The 16,714-nt window shown below is 66.1% G+C and carries 17 protein-coding genes; 9 read left to right on the forward strand and 8 right to left on the reverse strand.

Going from position 1 to position 16,714, the window contains the following annotated elements; genetic code table 11:
• The first annotated feature begins 139 nt into the window (after nucleotides 1-139).
• Nucleotides 140-523, forward strand: a complete 384-nt coding sequence (gene fosX / locus GKC28_RS08360; protein WP_217434018.1) for a FosX/FosE/FosI family fosfomycin resistance hydrolase — start codon at nucleotides 140-142, stop codon at nucleotides 521-523.
• 121 nt (nucleotides 524-644) lie between these two features.
• Here fosX and GKC28_RS08365 read toward each other — a convergent pair whose 3' ends face one another.
• Together GKC28_RS08365 and GKC28_RS08370 are read right to left on the reverse strand one after the other, a co-directional pair.
• Nucleotides 645-2,720 carry a bifunctional sulfate adenylyltransferase/adenylylsulfate kinase gene (locus tag GKC28_RS08365; RefSeq protein ID WP_174146451.1) on the reverse strand — a complete coding sequence of 692 codons (2,076 nt, stop codon included), beginning with the start codon at nucleotides 2,718-2,720 and terminating at the stop codon, nucleotides 645-647.
• A gap of 236 nt (nucleotides 2,721-2,956) precedes the next feature.
• Nucleotides 2,957-4,636, reverse strand: coding sequence for an adenylate/guanylate cyclase domain-containing protein (locus GKC28_RS08370; protein WP_174146452.1), 1,680 nt, complete (start codon nucleotides 4,634-4,636; stop codon nucleotides 2,957-2,959).
• A 133-nt stretch (nucleotides 4,637-4,769) separates the two neighbouring features.
• Here GKC28_RS08370 and GKC28_RS08375 point away from each other — a divergent pair, with 133 nt between their 5' ends.
• Nucleotides 4,770-6,056 (forward strand): caspase family protein, encoded by a 1,287-nt coding sequence (locus GKC28_RS08375; RefSeq protein ID WP_174146453.1) that lies wholly within the window; start codon nucleotides 4,770-4,772, stop codon nucleotides 6,054-6,056.
• A gap of 45 nt (nucleotides 6,057-6,101) precedes the next feature.
• On the opposite strand, the gene GKC28_RS08380 is transcribed toward GKC28_RS08375, so the two are convergent.
• Both GKC28_RS08380 and trxB read right to left on the reverse strand, forming a co-directional pair.
• The gene (locus GKC28_RS08380; protein ID WP_174146454.1) at nucleotides 6,102-6,434 is read right to left on the reverse strand and encodes a hypothetical protein; all 333 of its coding nucleotides are present in this window, start codon (nucleotides 6,432-6,434) and stop codon (nucleotides 6,102-6,104) included.
• A gap of 5 nt (nucleotides 6,435-6,439) precedes the next feature.
• The gene (trxB, locus tag GKC28_RS08385; RefSeq protein ID WP_174146455.1) at nucleotides 6,440-7,381 is read right to left on the reverse strand and encodes a thioredoxin-disulfide reductase; all 942 of its coding nucleotides are present in this window, start codon (nucleotides 7,379-7,381) and stop codon (nucleotides 6,440-6,442) included.
• A 243-nt stretch (nucleotides 7,382-7,624) separates the two neighbouring features.
• Between trxB and GKC28_RS08390 the strand changes: the two genes are divergently transcribed.
• Nucleotides 7,625-8,125, forward strand: coding sequence for an Lrp/AsnC family transcriptional regulator (locus GKC28_RS08390; RefSeq protein ID WP_174146456.1), 501 nt, complete (start codon nucleotides 7,625-7,627; stop codon nucleotides 8,123-8,125).
• Between the two features lie 57 nt (nucleotides 8,126-8,182).
• On the opposite strand, the gene GKC28_RS08395 is transcribed toward GKC28_RS08390, so the two are convergent.
• From GKC28_RS08395 to lgt, 4 genes are all read right to left on the reverse strand, one after another.
• A complete protein-coding gene (locus tag GKC28_RS08395) occupies nucleotides 8,183-8,953 on the reverse strand; it encodes a Hint domain-containing protein (protein WP_174146457.1) in 771 nt (256 codons plus the stop codon).
• 700 nt (nucleotides 8,954-9,653) lie between these two features.
• Entirely contained in the window at nucleotides 9,654-10,409 is a 756-nt protein-coding gene (gene pgeF / locus GKC28_RS08400; protein ID WP_174146458.1) for a peptidoglycan editing factor PgeF, read from the reverse strand.
• Nucleotides 10,406-11,473 carry a class I SAM-dependent methyltransferase gene (locus tag GKC28_RS08405; protein ID WP_174146459.1) on the reverse strand — a complete coding sequence of 356 codons (1,068 nt, stop codon included), beginning with the start codon at nucleotides 11,471-11,473 and terminating at the stop codon, nucleotides 10,406-10,408. The genes pgeF and GKC28_RS08405 overlap by 4 nt, the downstream gene beginning before the upstream one ends.
• Entirely contained in the window at nucleotides 11,470-12,369 is a 900-nt protein-coding gene (lgt, locus tag GKC28_RS08410) for a prolipoprotein diacylglyceryl transferase (RefSeq protein WP_174146460.1), read from the reverse strand. Before lgt ends, GKC28_RS08405 begins: the two co-directional genes overlap by 4 nt.
• 97 nt (nucleotides 12,370-12,466) lie before the next feature.
• On the opposite strand from lgt, the gene GKC28_RS08415 reads away from it, so the two are divergent.
• The 6 genes from GKC28_RS08415 to GKC28_RS08440 all read left to right on the forward strand — a co-directional run bounded on the left by GKC28_RS08415 (nucleotide 12,467) and on the right by GKC28_RS08440 (nucleotide 16,714).
• Complete coding sequence (locus tag GKC28_RS08415) at nucleotides 12,467-12,712, forward strand: accessory factor UbiK family protein (RefSeq protein ID WP_174146461.1); 246 nt, start codon at nucleotides 12,467-12,469, stop codon at nucleotides 12,710-12,712.
• A 269-nt stretch (nucleotides 12,713-12,981) separates the two neighbouring features.
• Nucleotides 12,982-13,533, forward strand: a complete 552-nt coding sequence (locus tag GKC28_RS08420) for a 2OG-Fe(II) oxygenase (protein ID WP_174146462.1) — start codon at nucleotides 12,982-12,984, stop codon at nucleotides 13,531-13,533.
• Nucleotides 13,534-13,665: 132 nt separating this feature from the next.
• Complete coding sequence (locus GKC28_RS08425; protein WP_174146463.1) at nucleotides 13,666-14,742, forward strand: DUF2652 domain-containing protein; 1,077 nt, start codon at nucleotides 13,666-13,668, stop codon at nucleotides 14,740-14,742.
• Nucleotides 14,743-15,026: 284 nt separating this feature from the next.
• Nucleotides 15,027-15,527, forward strand: a complete 501-nt coding sequence (locus tag GKC28_RS08430; RefSeq protein WP_174146464.1) for a YbjN domain-containing protein — start codon at nucleotides 15,027-15,029, stop codon at nucleotides 15,525-15,527.
• 40 nt (nucleotides 15,528-15,567) lie between these two features.
• On the forward strand, nucleotides 15,568-16,383 hold the full coding sequence (proC, locus tag GKC28_RS08435) for a pyrroline-5-carboxylate reductase (RefSeq protein WP_174146465.1): 816 nt from the start codon (nucleotides 15,568-15,570) through the stop codon (nucleotides 16,381-16,383).
• Complete coding sequence (locus tag GKC28_RS08440; protein ID WP_174146466.1) at nucleotides 16,376-16,714, forward strand: tRNA-binding protein; 339 nt, start codon at nucleotides 16,376-16,378, stop codon at nucleotides 16,712-16,714. Before proC ends, GKC28_RS08440 begins: the two co-directional genes overlap by 8 nt.

Consider the following 16,714-nt stretch of genomic DNA (forward strand, 5'->3'; position numbering starts at 1 on the left):
GGCTAGGGGGGCGTTGAGCGCGGGTGAGGGGGCAGTGGACTGGCCGCTTGGCGGACTTTACTGACATCAGGTGAGCGTCTGCTAAGATTCCAAGGAAAGATACTTCGGAGGCAAAGCAGTGGTTCAAGGTTTAAGTCACATGACGTTCATCGTGAGCGATCTCGACAAGATGGAAGAGATGCTTACGACAGTTTTGGACGCCAAGAAAATCTATGACAGTGGCGACAAGACATTCTCGCTCTCCAAAGAGCGGTTTTTCGATATTGCAGGCATCTGGGTGGCGACGATGGAAGGCGAACCCCTTCCAAATAAGACCTACAACCATGTAGCTTTCAAAATGGCAGCAGATGACTATGATGACAGGCTTCACCGCATAAAGGCACTCGGTCTGGAGGTGCGGGAAGGCCGCTCAAGAGTAGAGGGCGAGGGCCATTCGATCTACTTCTACGACTACGACAACCACATGTTTGAATTGCACAGCGGCACGTTGGAGGAACGACTAAAGCGCTACGCTGAAGCTTGAACCCAGACATTCGCTGCATCCTGACGAAGGCGCAGGGTGGGCTCAAGAGCCGGCCAGCGTATTCTCTAAAAAAACGGCCCGCCGGGTGGCGGGCCGTTCGCATTTCGCGCTGCCGTCAGGCTCAGGCCTTGATCAGCCCCATGCTTTCCAGCTTCAGGAGAACCTGGTGGGCGCAGTTGTCGACGTCGACGTTTTCGGTCTCGACCGACAGCTCCGGGTTTTGCGGCACGTCGTAGGGGTCGGAGATGCCGGTGAACTCCTTGATCTTGCCTTCGCGGGCCAGCTTGTACAGGCCCTTGCGGTCGCGGCGCTCGCATTCCTCGATCGAGGTGGCAACATGCACTTCGACAAAGGCGCCGAACTGTTCCACGTCCTCGCGCACGGCGCGGCGGGTGGTGGCATAAGGCGCGATCGGGGCACAGATGGCGATGCCGCCGTTCTTGGTGATCTCGGACGCGACATAACCGATGCGGCGGATGTTGAGGTCGCGGTGCTCTTTCGAGAAGCCCAGCTCGGAGCTGAGGTTCTTACGCACGATGTCGCCGTCCAGCAGGGTCACCGGGCGGCCGCCCATTTCCATCAGCTTGACCATCAGCGCGTTGGCGATGGTGGATTTGCCGGAGCCGGAGAAACCGGTGAAGAACACGGTGAAGCCCTGCTTGGAGCGCGGCGGCTTGGTCTTGCGCAGCTCGGCGACCACTTCGGGGAAGGAGAACCACTCGGGGATTTCCAGGCCTTCGGCCAGGCGGCGGCGCAGTTCGGTGCCGGAGATGTTCAGGATGGTGACGTTGTCGCGGTCTTCGATCTCGTCGTTCGGCTCGTACTGGGCGCGCTCCTGCACATAGACCATGTGTTTGAAGTCGACCATTTCGATGCCCATTTCGCCCTGGAACTCGCGGAACAGGTCCTGCGCGTCATAGGGGCCATAGAAATCCTCGCCGGCGGAGTTCTTGCCCGGGCCTGCGTGGTCGCGGCCGACGATGAAATGGGTGCAGCCGTGGTTCTTGCGGATCAGGCCGTGCCAGACCGCCTCGCGCGGGCCGGCCATGCGCATCGCCAGGTTCAGCAGCGACATGGAGGTGGTGGCGGCCGGGTATTTGTCCAGCACCGCCTCGTAGCAGCGGACGCGGGTGAAGTGGTCGACGTCGCCCGGTTTGGTCATGCCGACAACCGGGTGGATCAGCAGGTTGGCCTGGGCCTCGCGGGCGGCGCGGAAGGTCAGCTCCTGGTGGGCGCGGTGCAGCGGGTTGCGGGTCTGGAAGGCAACAACCTTGGTCCAGCCCAGCTTGCGGAAGTAGGCGCGCAGCTCGTTCGGGGTGTCGCGGCGGGCGCGGAAGTCATAATGCACGGGCTGCTGGATGCCGGTCACCGGGCCGCCCAGGTAGACTTTGCCGGCCTGGTTGTGCAGGTAGTTGACTGCCGGGTGGGCATCGTCATCGGCGCCAAAGACCTTCTCGGCCTCTTTTGCCTTGTTCGGCACCCAGTTGTCGGTGACGGTCATGGTGGCGAGGATCACGCCTTCCTGGTCGCGCAGGGCGATGTCCTGGCCCGCTTCCAGCTTGGCCGCGAAGTCCTCGGACACGTCCAGGGTGATCGGCATCGGCCACAGCGAGCCGTCGGTCAGGCGCATGGTGTCGACGACGCTGTTGTAGTCGGCCTCGGACAGGAAGCCCTTCAGCGGGTTGAAGCCGCCGTTCATCAGCAGTTCCAGGTCGCAGATCTGGCGCGGGGTCAGGTCCCAGCTGACCAGATCGGCCGCTTCGACCTTCAGTTTCTGGGCGCTTTCGTAGGAGACATAAAGCTCAGGAATCGGAGCCAGGTTGCTTTGCATCGGGTTGGTCCTGTGTTTGAGAGGAGGTAGGCCGCTAGCGGAGCCGGTGAGTTCCGCATGCAGCGCGTTGTATTCTGCGAGCTTGCGGGCAAGGAATTGATCGGTGAGCCGCACTTTTTCCGCGGCGCCCCGGGTGGTCAGCGAATAGGCGAACCGCTGCCGCTTGTCCGGGCCGGGGCGGGCGCTGATGGTGATCAGGCCGCTGTCCGCGGCAGAGCGCAGCAAAGTGTTGAGCCGCCCCAGTGAAATCCCCACCGCCGCGGCGGTTGCGCGCTGCGACGCATCCGGCGCCGCGTCGAGCTGGCGCAGGAGGCGGAACAGCAGGTCTTCGCCGTCCGGGGTGGGTGTGGAAGCGGTGTCGGTCATCGCGGGCAGCAGTACGGTCAGCGGGTTAAAAGTGTGTTCACGCGTGAACGCATTGCATGGTTTGCCGAGGATGCAAAGGGTGAATTGGCCGCAGGCGGCGATTTTCCGCTGCGTTGCAGGGCTGCAACGGCTGCGGGTGGCAGGGCTGCTTGTTCTCCTCCGGCGTGCTGAGCCGGATGGCTGGCTCGGGCCGGGGCGGCGCGGGAAACAGGCGTTTTGCGCTTCGGGCCTTGGGCCTAATGATGTTCTCCGGCCAGAGTGCGCGGCAGGGCGGCGGCGTGGGGCACGGGCAGGGCGTCCAGCGGCCTGGAAACGCCACGCAGCTGGAAGGTTTCGAGCGCCAGATGCCCCGAATCATATCCTGCGGCCTCCAGCACCCGGGCCGAGATCAGCAGCTCGACGCCCAGCTCTTTGGTCTTGGCCTCCAGCCGGCTGGCGGTGTTGACGCTGCCGCCGATGATGGTGCGCGGCGCGTGGCCTGCGCTGCCGATCTCCCCCAGCACCAGCTCGCCCAGWTGCACGCCGATGCCGATGCGGACCTCCGGCTCGCCGTCGGCGGCCAGCTGCGCGTTGAAGTCCTGCAGCGCGGTGCCGATGGCGGCGGCGGCGTCCAGCGCGGCGGCGGCGGAGCGGGCAGGGGTGGGCGCCTCGAACAGCGCCAGCAAGCCGTCGCCGAGGTATTTGTCCACCGTGCCGCCGGCGCTGGTGATGGCGGGCACGATGGCGTCGAAGAAGCGGTTCAGCAGGAACACCACGTCATAGGGCAGCTGGCCTGCGGTGCGGGCGGTGAAGCCGCGCATGTCGAGGAACAGCACCGCCAGCTGCTGTTCGCTGCCCTGGCTGGCATGGGCGCGGCCCTTGCGGCCGTCGGGGCGGAACAGGCGGGTGACGGTCAGCGGCGCCTGCGGGCGGATCTGGCAGGCCAGCCGCATGTTGGCGGGGGCCTTGACCCGTTCCAGGCTGCGGGCCTCGGGCGGTTCCGGGGGCGGCAGGTGCTCGCCGCCCTCATCCACCACCACGCGGCAGGTGGTGCAGCGCCCCTTGCCGCCGCAGAGCGACGTGTGCTGGACGCCGCCCGCCCGCGACATCTCCAGCAGCGTCATGCCGCGCTCGGCCCGGATTTCCGGCCCGAAGGCATAGCGGATGGTGACGGCGCGGCGGCGGCGGATGAGCTTGCGCAGCAGGTAGACGGCGGCGGTGAGGCCGAGCAGCGCAAAGAAGATCGAAAGCCACAGGCGCTCGGTCGCAAACATCTCAGCAAAGGCCTGCTGGCTGGGCCAGTTGAACTCCTCCATCAGGGCAGCGCGTTCGGTGCCTTCGGTGAACAGGCCGTAGATGCGGCGGCCCTCTGTCAGCAGGCCGGCAAATGCAAAAGCGGGGATGAGCACGGCAATGCCCGCCATCCAGGGGATCAGCGGGCGCCACCAGCGGGTGAGCCGCAGCCAGTAATGCAGCCCCATGCAGCCGTGGATCCAGACCGCCAGCAACAGCAGGCTTTGCTGCCAGACCTCGGGCGAGTTCCACATCAGGATGATCTGGTAGGGATACTCGTCGTTGGTGCGGTAGACCTCGTGCGAGTAGCGGGTGAAGACCACATGCGCCAGCAGCTGCAGCGGGATCAGCAGGCCGAGCACGGTCTGCAGCGCCTCGCCCCAGCGCATCCGCAGGGTGCGGCGGCGGGCCAGGTTCCACAGCGCAAGCCCCGCGTGCAGGATCAGCGAGGCGTAGAGGATCAGGCTGCCCAAGAGGCTGCGGGTGATCAGCTGGCGGGCGTCCTGGAATTCATCCATCCATTGCGGCGACAGCAGCCCCAGGCCGAGGTTGAGAAAGTGGAAGAAGGCATAGGTCAGCAGCACCAGCCCGGTGATGATCCGGGTGCGGGTTATCCAGTTGCCCTGCCAGAGCGCGCTTGCCACGGTTTGCCCTTCCGCTTGCCTGTACTGATGCCAAACTGGCTGCGGCGGGCGGGGCGGTCAAGCCAGCGGCTGTCTTGATTGCGCCCTGCGGCCTGTGCCACGGTGGCCGCAAATCGGTTTGGCGGGGATAGATATGGCGTTGAATTTCCTGAAGGCATTGCTGCTGGCGGTGCTGCCGCTGGTCTGGTCGGCGCCGCTGGCGGAGGCCGGGCGGCGGATCGCACTGGTGCTGGGCAATTCGGAGTATCAGAACGCCTCTTACCTGCCCAATGCCGAGCGGGATGCGCGCGATATCGCGGCGGCGCTGCGCGGCATCGGGTTCGAGGTGCATGACGGCTATAACCTGGGCCGCCGGGACACCCTGCGCCTGGCCCAGCAAGTCACCGGCCAGCTGCGGGAGGAGGACACGGCGCTGTTCTACTACTCCGGCCACGGGGTGCAGCTGGGGGCCGAGAATTTCGTGCTGCCGGTCGATGTTGCGGGATCGGATGAGCAGCAGCTGAAGGCGGCGTCGGTGAGCCTGCAGGCGATCCTGCGCGAGATGGAGCTGCGGGCAGGGCGCAACATCATTGTTCTGGACGCCTGCCGCAACAACCCGTTCCAGTCGCGGATGGCGGCGCGCAGCCTGGGCGGCGCGGCGCGGGGGCTGGCCCGGGTGGATGCGGGCGTCGGCTCTTACATCGCGTTTTCCACCCAGCCGGGCAATGTGGCGCTGGACGGCAGCGGCCAGAACAGCCCGTTCACGGCGGCCTTGCTGCGGCACATCACGCGCCACGAGGATCTGCACGCGATGATGCGGCGGGTGCGGGCCGATGTGGTGGCGGAAACCGGCGGCAGCCAGGTGCCCTGGGAAAACTCCTCGCTGATTGACGAGGTCTATCTGGCGGCGCGCGGGCAAGCTGCGCCTGACCCGGCTGCCGGAGGTGGTGCCGCCGTTCAGGCGGTGCCTTCCGGGCAGATCCGGCCGCGGGCGCAGCAGTTCGACTACCGGGTTTCCGGCCTGGACCCGAACGGCGACGGGTTTCTGGCGCTGCGCGACGGCACCACCTCCGGCGCACGGCGGCTGGCCAAGATGGGCGAGGGCACGCGGCTGGCAGTTCTTGCGCAGCGCGGGCGCTGGCTGCGGGTGCGGACCGAAACCGGGCTGGAGGGCTGGGCCCATTCCAACTGGATCCGCAAGGACGCCGCGGCCAGCGCCGCCGCGCCGGTTGCGCAGAACCAGTGCGATGCCCTGTGGTTCCAGCGCAACTCGATCTTTGCCCGCCGCGGTTACTGTTTTCAAAGCCCGCGCGGGCAGGCGGCGTTTTCCAACGCCGGATGCATTCCGGGAATGCGTGCGGGAGACGTGCCGCTGAGCGCGGCGGAACGGGCGGAGGTCACCAGGCTGAAGGCGCAGGAACAGCTGCTGGGGTGCCGCTAGGTCCTGCGCCTGCAATCGGCGCCGGTGCCTGCCGCAGAAGCGGGATCAGCCCTCCAGCCCCCAGCCGTCCGGCGCAAACCCGTGCGAGAGGGCCGTGCGGGTGGCCAGTTCCTCGCCGATCCAGATGCCGGTGGCAGAGATGATCTGGTCCGGCAGGGTGGCGGCCAGATAGGCGGGGTCTTCGCCTTCGGCCTCGAAGAACTCGCAGGCGTAGCCTTCGCGGCTCAGTTCTTCGGCCAGCGGGCGCCAGTCGGCGCCGCCGCGGGCGGGGACGAAGAAATAATCCACGTCCGCCGCCTCGGGCAGGCCGTGTTCGGCCTGCAGCTCGTTGAATGCCGCAACGGTTTCAGCCCGCTGCGCGTCGAAATCATGCGGCATCCTCTTTACTCCTGCTCAGCCAGGAAACGCTCGGCGTCGAGCGCGGCCATGCAGCCCATGCCGGCCGAGGTGACCGCCTGCCGGTACTTGTGGTCGGTCAGGTCGCCGGCGGCATAGATGCCGGGGATCGAGGTCTCGGTGGAGCCCGGCTTCACCTTCACATAGCCGCCGTTGTGCAGCTCCAGCACGTCCTTGACCAGTTCGTTGGCGGGGGCGTGGCCGATGGCGACAAAGACGCCCTTGCAGGGGATTTCCTTGATTTCGCCGGTCTGCACGTTCTTGACCACGACGCCTTCGACCCCCAGCGGGTTGTCGGTGCCCACCACCTCTTCGAGGGTGTGGAACCACAGGGTCTCGATCTTTTCGTTCTTCATCAAGCGGTCCTGCAGGATCTTCTCGGCGCGCAGCTCGTCGCGGCGGTGGATCAGGGTCACCTTGGAGGCGAAGTTGGTGAGGAACAGCGCCTCTTCCACGGCGGTGTTGCCGCCGCCGATCACCACGATCTCCTGGCCGCGGTAGAAGAAGCCGTCGCAGGTGGCGCAGGCGGAGACGCCGAAGCCCTTGAACTTCTCTTCGCTTTCCAGACCCAGCCATTTGGCGCGGGCGCCGGTGGCCAGAATCACCGCGTCGGCGGTGAAAGTGGTGCCGCTGTCGGCCTTGGCCACGAACGGACGCACGGAAGTGTCGAGCGAGGTGATGTAGTCGCCGATCACTTCGCAGCCCATCGCCTGGGCGTGCTCCTGCATCTTGATCATCAGGTCGGGGCCCTGCACCTCGGTGAAGCCGGGATAGTTCTCGACCTCGGTTGTGGTGGTCAGCTGGCCGCCGGGCTCGATGCCCTGAACCAGGATCGGTTCCAGCATGGCGCGGGCGGCATAGACCCCCGCGGTATAGCCGGCCGGCCCGGAGCCGATGATCAGAACCTTGGTGTGGCGCGTCTCGCTCATGTGTTGTGTCCCCACGTAATGCAGCCTGGCGGGCGTGCCGCCGTCAGGCAATGCATATAGCGGCAGGGCACGCGGGCTTAAACCCCCAAGGGCTTGTATGCCGCGGGATGCGGTTTTGACGGTATCGGGCAGAATAGTGGGTTGCACCTTCGCAGCGCAAAGAATATTGCGCGGCGATGAAACAATATTGCGCAGCCCGGCGGCGGTGCTATAAGAAACGCAAATCTCACAGGAGTTTCCGGCATGGTCACAACCCGTCTTGATCCGATTGATCGCAAGATTTTGTCGGAGCTTCAGGCCGATGGGCGGATGACCAATGTCGAGCTGGCCAAGCGGGTCGGCATTTCCGCGCCGCCGTGCCTGCGCCGGGTGCGGGCGCTGGAGGAGGCCGGTCTGATTCACGGCTACCACGCGGATGTGAACGCGCGCGAGCTGGGGTTCGAGGTGCAGGTCTTTGCCATGGTGGGGCTGGAGAGCCAGGCCGAGGCGGAGCTGAGCGCCTTCGAAGAGAAATGCCGCAGCTGGCCGCTGGTGCGCGAGTGCCACATGCTGAACGGCGAAGTGGATTTCATCCTGAAGTGCGTCTCCCCCGACCTCAGCACCTTCCAGAGCTTCCTGACCGGCGATCTGCTGACGACGCCGAATGTGGCCAGCGTCAAGACATCGCTGGTGATCCGCGGCGCCAAGGATGAGCCCGGCGTGCCGTTCGAGGTTCTGGAAGAACGGCTGGCGCGCGAGGCCTGAACAAATACCGAGAGATCAGGCCGGAGGCCGCGGGCGTCTCCGCCCGCCGGACCGGCATTACAGGATCGCTGGCCCCGGCCGGCTGACGCTGCCGGCCCGCGGGTGGGCCAGCGGGCCGAAGCCCTGGATGCTGTCGGTATGGGCGAACAGGTTCAGGAACAGCGTCTTGATCGCATAGCTTGCCAGCTTCAGCGCGTCCGGACCCGGGTGGTAGGTCTCAAAGGCCAGGCCGCCGACGGTGATCACCGCATGGCGCGGCAGGCAGAGGTGGTAGAGATCGACCGGCGCCGGCGGTGCGGTTTCAAAGATGCTCATGCCGTCCTGGAATTCGGATGCCAGGGTCAGCAGCTGGCCGTCGCCAGCGCCTTGCCGGTGCGGCGGCGTGCGCAGCAGGCGCGCGGCGGGGCCGGCCACTAGGCTGGCAGAGGGTTTCTGCAGGCCCAGGCTGTCGGCCATGAAACTGGTCAGGGTGCGGCTGCCGGAGCGGCCGGGCAGCACGCTGGTGCGGCCGATCCACAGCAGCGGCTGGCTGCCGCCGTCCCGGGTCAGGATCTCATCGCCGGGCAGCAGGTCCTCGACCGCGATCGGTCCCTGCGCGGTTTCCACCAGCGAGCCGCGGGAAAACGCGCTGAAGGCGTCGTCGAACAGCGGCAGGGCCGGGGCGATGTGGCGGGTTTCCGAGATGCCGCCGCCGGGCAGCAGGCAGCTGACCTCGTAGCGGCGCAGCTGCGGCTTGTTTGCGCTGCGCAGCGCAGCGGGGTCCTGCAGGATTGCAGTGGCCTCGACGGCATTGGCTGCAGCCCTGTGCAGCGACTGGGGGATGGTCATGACAGCAGACCTTTCCTTTCAAACTGCCCGCTTGCATCGGCCCCCACCGGCAACACAGACGTGCTTGAACGATATGATGCGCCCAGCTTTCCCGGATTTATCTCAAATTGTCAAAAAATCTGAAGCAAACTGGTTAATGCACTGGTCAAGCCGGGCAGCGGTGGCGGCTCAGCACCGGCGAACCGCAAAATCAGGCCGGTTGGATGCCCCCTTGGCGGCTGGCCGGGCCGGCGCGGATGCGCCAGGGGGGCCGCCGCGGGGGCATCCGTCCCCGGCGTTAACCCAGTTTCCGCGCGGATCCAGGAAGATGCGCCTGGCGGTGGCGGCGGGCGGTCCTCCAGGGCAGGGGGGCGGCTTCGCTCCTGGCGGAGCGGATAATTGAGGCAATGAAACGCTTGTTCATTTTCATGGTCAGTCTGTCCTTCGCCCGGCAGTTCCGCCCGGGGTGCCGGGCGGCTGCTGTTTTTTGCTTGTCTGACCTGATTTATGAGTAATCTTTGCGCCCTGAATATGGCCCGCACAGGGCATTTTCGGTCACGGCGGGGGRTGTCTCCGGGGCGGGCGCAGCCACAGGGCGGCTGTGTCAGGCGGCTGATTGCAAAGGAAAATGCAGGCTTGCCGCAGAGCGCGGGAGTGTCAAAGGCCGGGATTGCGGCGGAATTTAACAAAATCCGCCACAATTGCGCAGGTTAACGGGGCCTTAAAGGCGGATGCAGGAGATCAGGCGGCCGTAGTCGGCCTCTTTTGCATGGGTGGCGCGGCGGTAGGAGAAGAACTTCTCCGCGTCTGAATAGGTGCAGTGGCGGCTCCACTCGGCTGCGCCGATACCGGCCTGGCGCAGCTTGTACAGGCCGAGGCCGGGCAGGTCGAACAGGTAGCGGTCGCCCTCGCCATTGGCAAAGAAGCGGGCGTAGGCGTCGTCCTGCATCATGAAGTCGTCGAAGAATTCCGGGCCGACCTCATAAGCGCGCTGGGAAATGGTCGGGCCGATCACCGCGGCGGTGTTTTCGCGCCGGGCGCCGAGGCCCTCCATCGCGTCCAGCGTCGCCTCCAGCACCCCGTCCAAGGTGCCGCGCCAGCCCGCGTGGGCAGCGCCGATGACGCCGGCTTCGGGGTCGGAGAACAGCACCGGCTGGCAGTCGGCGGTCAGGATCGACAGCGCCAGCCCCGGCACATTGGTGACCATTGCGTCTGCCTGCGGCCGCTCCTGCGACGGCTCTGTCACCACCTGCACATCGGCGCTGTGGACCTGGTGCACGGCGCTCAGGTGTTCCGGCGGAACCTCCATTGCGGCGGCCACGCGGGCCCGGTTGATCCGTACCGCCTCGCGCTGGTCGGTGGAGCCGAGGCCGCAGTTCAGACCCTTGTAGATGCCGGAGGACGCGCCGCCCTTGCGGGTGAAGAACCCGTGCCGCACCGGGCCAAGCAGATCGGACGTGAGAATTTCAAGCGTCATGGGTTCAATCCTGGCAAAGGGGCAGCCTGTGGCGGGCAGAGGCCGAGCACTTTGAACAGGTTTCCCATTTCGTCCGGGTGCGTCAACCGCCGATGTGCGGCGATCAGGGAGTCCAGCGCCGCGCCCTGCAGCGGGGCGGCCAGGGCGCGGGCGCGGTCGGTGATGCCGAGCCGTTCCAGGAAAACGCCCTGCGGAGTGAGGCGGGTAAAGGCGCAATCGGCGGTTTTCGCTGCCATTGCCAGCGCCTCGAAATCCACATGCGCCGTCAGATCGGCCTCGCCGGGGGTCTGCAGCGGATCAGCGGGTTCATGCGCGCGCAGGGCCTGCAAGGTGTCCCCCAGCGCCCGCCAGTCGCCGTAGTCCACGATCAGCGCGGCGCCGCCATGGGCAGCGATTCGGGCGGCGATGGACTGGGTGACCGGGGCGGCGGCTTCGCAGATCTCGACCACATCGCCGTCCCGGGTGTCGGCCAGCCGGTGGTCCAGCGCAGGCTGCGGCGCGGCGGGGCTGAGGCCGAAGCTGAGGGCGCCGCCCTGCAGGCCGATGCGCTTCTCGCTCCAGCCGTCGCCTGCGCGGATGAACTGGCGGATGGGCAGCGCGTCGAAGAACTCGTTGGCGACCAGGAACAGCGGCTGAGCGGGCAGCGCATCCACGGTGTCCAGCCATTGGGGCGCGTAGCCGTCCAGCGCCTTGGCCTGGGCCGCGCGCAGGGTTGGCGAGGCCTCGACCAGATGGATCCGCATGGCGGCGTGGAAGCCGGGCACGCCGCGGGTGGCGCGCAGAAGATCCGCCATCAGGGTGCCGCGGCCGGGGCCCAGTTCGGCCAGCGCGAAGGGGGCGGGGGATCCCTGGTCCAGCCAGGCCTGGGCCAGCGACAGGCCCAGCAGCTCGCCGAACATCTGGCTGATTTCCGGCGCGGTGGTGAAATCGCCCTTGGCACCCAGCGGGTCGCGGGTGGTGTAATAGCCGAACTGCGGGTGCAGCAGGCAGTCGGCCATGTAGTCCGCTACCGACATCGGGCCATCGGTGCGGATGCGTGCGTGGAGATGGTTCAAAAGGCTCATGCGGTGCTCCGGGCCGCGTGCCGGGCGCGGATCAGGAACCAGAGGCCGATCGCAATCATCGGCAGCGACAGCGCCTGGCCCTGGGTCAGGCCGATGCCGTCAATGTGCCAGGCCAGCCCCAGCGGGTTGCCGGGGGTGACGAACTGGGCGTCCGGCTGGCGGAAGAACTCGACAATGAACCGGGCGAGCCCGTAGCCCGCCAGGAACACGCCCAAGAGGCGGCCCGGGGTGTGGAAGGCATTGCGGCGCCAGGCAAGGTACAGGAGCACGGCACTGAGGATCAGCCCCTCCATCAGCGCCTCATAGAGCTGCGAGGGGTGGCGGGCGCAAAGCTCTCCCAGCGCCTGGCCGCAGTCCTGCGCCGCCGGGCCGGGGAAGGCGACGCCCCAGGGCAGGCCGGTCGGGCGGCCCCAGAGTTCGGCATTGATGAAATTGCTGAGACGGCCCAGCAGCAGCCCCGGCGCGACGGTATGGGCCACCAGATCGGCCATTTGCAGGCGCGGGATGCCGTGGCGCGCGGCGTAGATCCAGGAGGCTGCGATCACCCCGATCAACCCGCCGTGAAAGGCCATGCCGCCCTGCCAGATCTTCAGGATCTCCGCAGGGTTCGTCAGGTAGTAGGCGGGCTGGTAGAACAGCACAAAGCCGAGCCGCCCGCCGAGGATCACGCCGAGAATGATCCAGGTGAGAAGGTCTTCGACCTGCCCGGGTTTCATCGGCGGCTGATTGGCAGGCCACAGCGCGGGGCGGCGCAGCGCCGCGACGGCCAGGCGCCAGGCGATGACGATGCCCGCGATATAGGCCAGCGCGTACCAGCGCAGGGCGAACTCGAAAGAGCCGAGGGCGATCGAGAAGATCTCGGGCGAGAGGTCGGGGAATTGGAACATGGCCTGCATGTGCGTCTGAATGCCTCTGCTCTCCGGGGGAAGTCAACGGCTTGCAGCCGGGCGTGTGCTTGCCCATATAGGACACAACCCCGAGACGGAGAAGAACATGCAGACCCGCAACAAGATCCTGGACGATATTTCGCAGCTGATGACCAATGCGATGGGCGTGGCCCAGGGCGCCAAGGACGAGGCGGAAACCGCGATGAAGAGCATGATCGACCGCTGGCTGGCCGACCGCGATTTCGTCACCCGCGAGGAGTTCGACGCGGTGCGCGCGATGGCGCAGAAGGCGCGCGAGGAGAACGAGGCGCTGAAGGCGCGGCTGGACGCGCTGGAGGCGGCGCAGAAGTGAGCCAAGGCGCTGGCGGGCGTATTGCCTGCCCTGCGGTGAATGGAAGCCTGCTGCGGCGTGGTGCTGCGGCGGGCTTTTTCGTGCCCCGTGTTTTTCCGGGGAGAGGCGGGCAGAGTGCCCGCCCGGCGGCGGTCTGCACAGCACGCATAGCTGCCCTGCGGGGCTGTGGATAAAAACAGGTCGCTTTCCGCCCGCTTGGTCGAAAACTGCGCAGCGGTTTGCGGGCCGGGCGGTACATGCTGGCTCAGCTTCATCAGAGGGATCACAGCATGGTGTCTGTCTATACGGTGCCGGGGGCGTTCAGCACTCAGGAATGCGCGGAAATCATCCGCAAGGCGGAGGAGGCGCCGGACAGCGAGGCGCTGCTGGTGGGCCAGACCCGGGATCACAACCTGCGCCGCGCCAGCGTGGTTTGGCTGGACGACGTGCCGGGCACCGGCTGGGTGATGGACCGGCTGATCTCGCTGGTGCGGCGGGCTAACAAGGAGCGCTTCGGCTTTGACCTGCGCGAGTTTGCCGAAAGCCCGCAGGCGGCCAGCTACAAATCCGAAGACAGCGGCCATTTCGCCTGGCACTCGGACATCGGCGACGGGCCGGTGGCGGGCAAGCGCAAGCTGAGCCTGATCGTGCAGCTGAGCAAGCCCGGCGCCTATGACGGCGGCGACCTGGAGATCATGCCGGGCGCCCATGTGGTGGCGGCCAGCCGGGTGCAGGGCAGCGCCACGGTGTTTCCCAGCTTCCTGCTGCATCAGGTGACTCCGGTCACCCGCGGCGAGCGCAAGTCGCTGACCGTCTGGGCGCACGGGCCGGCCTTCCGCTGAGCCTTGGGCCGCAATGACCCGCGGTCTTTGCAGCGCGGGCCCGCCATCCATGCGCCATTTACGATGTGTTCTGCTATATTGCACCCGGGCTGCCGTGCGGCGCCCGGGTGTGTTCAGCGGGGGACAGGTACGATGGCGGCACAGAACGGCTATATGCTGATTGCGGACATATCCGGGTACACGCAGTTCCTGACCTCCTCGGAGCTGGATCACGCCAATCCGATCCTGCAGTCGCTGCTGCAGGCGGTGGCGGAGCAGGTCGGCGAGCCGCTGCATTTCTGGAAGCTGGAAGGCGACGCGGTGCTGGCCTATTCGACCCGGGCTGAGCTGGTCTCCGGCGATCTGCTGCTGACGTTCTGCGAGAACCTCTATAACGCCTTTGCCGCCCGGCGGCAGGATATCGTGGCCAATACCACATGCCCCTGCCGCGCCTGCGCCAATGCCGGCGGGCTGGATCTGAAGGTCATCGTCCACTACGGCGCCTTTGACGAGATGCAGGTGGGGCCGGTCAAGGATCTGTCGGGTGCCGACGTGATTCTGGTGCACCGGATGACCAAGACCGAGGCCGCGGCGGAAACCGGCGTGCGCAGCTATGCGCTGTTCAGCGATGCCGCGGTGCAGGCAATGCAGCTGCAGGCGGCGATGAAGCCCTATTCACAAGAAATCGAGCATTTCGGCGACGTCACCATGCAGGTCTATGACCTGGCCCGCGCCTGGGAGCACTTCCGGGCCGGGCAGGCGCGGGATTTCCTGGAGGAGGCGGACGGGATCTGGACCTACCGGCGCCGGTTCAAGGCGCCGCCGCAGCTGGTCTGGGAGGCGCTGACCGCGCCGGAATTCAAGCTGCGCTGGATGGATCAGGTCAGCACCATGGAGATGGACAATCCGGACGGCCGCCTGGGGGCCGGATCGGTCTATCATTGCGGCCATTCCCTGGCGGAGTTTGTCTACCGGGTCACCGACTGGCAGCCGTTCGAGTATTTCTCGACCCGGATCAAGGATCCTGGCCGCGACGGCATCGAATTGCCTGAAACCTACCATCTGACGCCAGACGGGGACGGGACCGCGCTGCGCTATACCATGGGCCGGGCCTGTGACAGTGCAGGCAACCGGTCTGAGGTCTCGGAGCAGGAGGCGGTGGGGTTCCTGTCGGAATTCTGGCCGGCCTCTTTTGATGCGATGGATGCGGAGCTGGCGCAGCCGTCCTGATCCTGGCCTTTCACAGACCGCAAAATCCGGGCCTGGGGCGGTGCTCCGGGCTTTACCTCTGCGCCCGCCGGCTCCATAGTCACGCAGCCGGCATTTAGGGGGCTGTGGATTGTTCATCCACAAGTTATTGCAGATATCCCCAAAATAAAGGGTTGCCAGATCACCTTTTCGGCCCCACCATATCTAGTATGGGAGCGGGGATGCCTCCCCGGCCCGTAGCACAAAAACCTAGCTATAGGGCGCCTCTGTGCCCTGATGCGCTAGGCAAAATGAGAGGTGGCATCATGGCACTATCCGAGCTTCACCTGGAAGAAGACGTCCATCCGATCGACATCGTTGAGACCTTGGCGTCGCACCACGATTGGGACTTCGACAGGGTCGGGGACGATCAGATCGCGATGTCGGTGGAAGGGCAGTGGCGCACCTATTCGCTGACGCTGGCCTGGTCGGGCTATGAAGAATGCCTGCGGCTGGTCTGCAGCTTCGAGATGGAGCCGCCGGAGGCGGAGCTGCCGCAGCTCTATGAGCTGATCAACTGCATGAACGACCAGTGCTGGGAAGGCTCCTTCACCTATTGGGCGGACCACAAGCTGATGCTGTTCCGGTACGGGCTGATGCTGTCCGGCGGCCAAATGGCAACGCCGCAGCAGATCGACGCGATGCTGCACGCGGCGGTGGCCAATGCGGAGCGCTACTATCCGGCGATCCAGCTGGCGGTCTGGGGCCAGCGCAGCCCGCAGGAGGCGATGCAGGTCGCCATTGCAGAGGCTTACGGGCGGGCGTAAACCTGTGCCCTGAACCTGATACGAAGGGGAGGGGCGAAACATGGATATGCAGGATATCGCTGCCCGCGGCCTGGTGCTGCTGGGCTGCGGCAAGATGGGATCGGCGATGCTGGCCGGATGGCTGGAGGGCGGACTGCCCGCATCCTCGGTCTGGGTGATCGACCCGCACCCGTCGGAGTGGCTGAAGAGCACCGGCGTTCACATCAACGCAGAGCTGCCCGCGGCGCCGGGGATCGTGCTGATCGCGGTGAAGCCGCAGATGATGGGCGAGGCGCTGCCCGTGCTGCAGAGCTACGGCAACGGCACCACCCTGTTCATTTCCGTTGCAGCAGGCACCTCTATCGCGACTTTCGAAGATGTTCTGGGCGCGCAGTCGCCGATCGTGCGGGCGATGCCCAACACGCCGGCCGCCGTGGGCCGGGGAATCACCGCGATTATCGGCAATGCCCATACCAGTGATGCGGATATCGGCCGGGCCGAGGGGCTGCTGCAGGCCGTGGGCCAGACCGTGCGGCTGGAAAACGAGGGCCAGATGGATGCTGTCACTGGCGTCAGCGGCTCCGGCCCGGCCTACGTGTTCCACCTGATCGAGACCCTGGCTGCCGCGGGCGAAGCGCAGGGGCTGCCTGCTGAGCTGGCGATGAAGCTAGCCAAGGCAACCGTGGGCGGTGCCGGTGCGCTGGCAGAGGCGGCAGAGGAAAGCCCCAGCCAGCTGCGCATCAATGTGACCAGCCCCAACGGCACCACCCAGGCAGCTTTGGAAGTGCTGATGGATGATGACGACGGTTTCCCGGCACTGCTGAACCGTGCCGTTGCCGCGGCCACCAACCGCTCCAAGGAGCTGTCGCGTGGCTGAGATCAACTTCGATGACTTCATGAAAGTCGACATCCGCGTGGGCGAAGTGGTCCGCGCGGAGCCGTTTCCCGAGGCGCGCAAGCCGGCAATCAAGCTCTGGGTCGATTTCGGGGCCGAAATCGGCGTAAAAAAGAGCTCAGCGCAGATTACGGCGCATTACATGCCGGAAACGCTGGTGGGCAAGCAGGTTCTGGCCGTCGTAAACTTCCCGCCGCGGCAGATCGGCAAGTTCATGTCAGAGATCCTGGTTCTGGGCCTGCCGGATGAAAACGGAGAGATATTCCTGGCCGGGCCTGATGGAAAGGTCCCGCTGGGCGGGAGGATGCACTGA

Source organism: Leisingera sp. ANG59 (assembly GCF_013317235.1).
In the GTDB taxonomy this organism is placed as follows: domain Bacteria; phylum Pseudomonadota; class Alphaproteobacteria; order Rhodobacterales; family Rhodobacteraceae; genus Leisingera.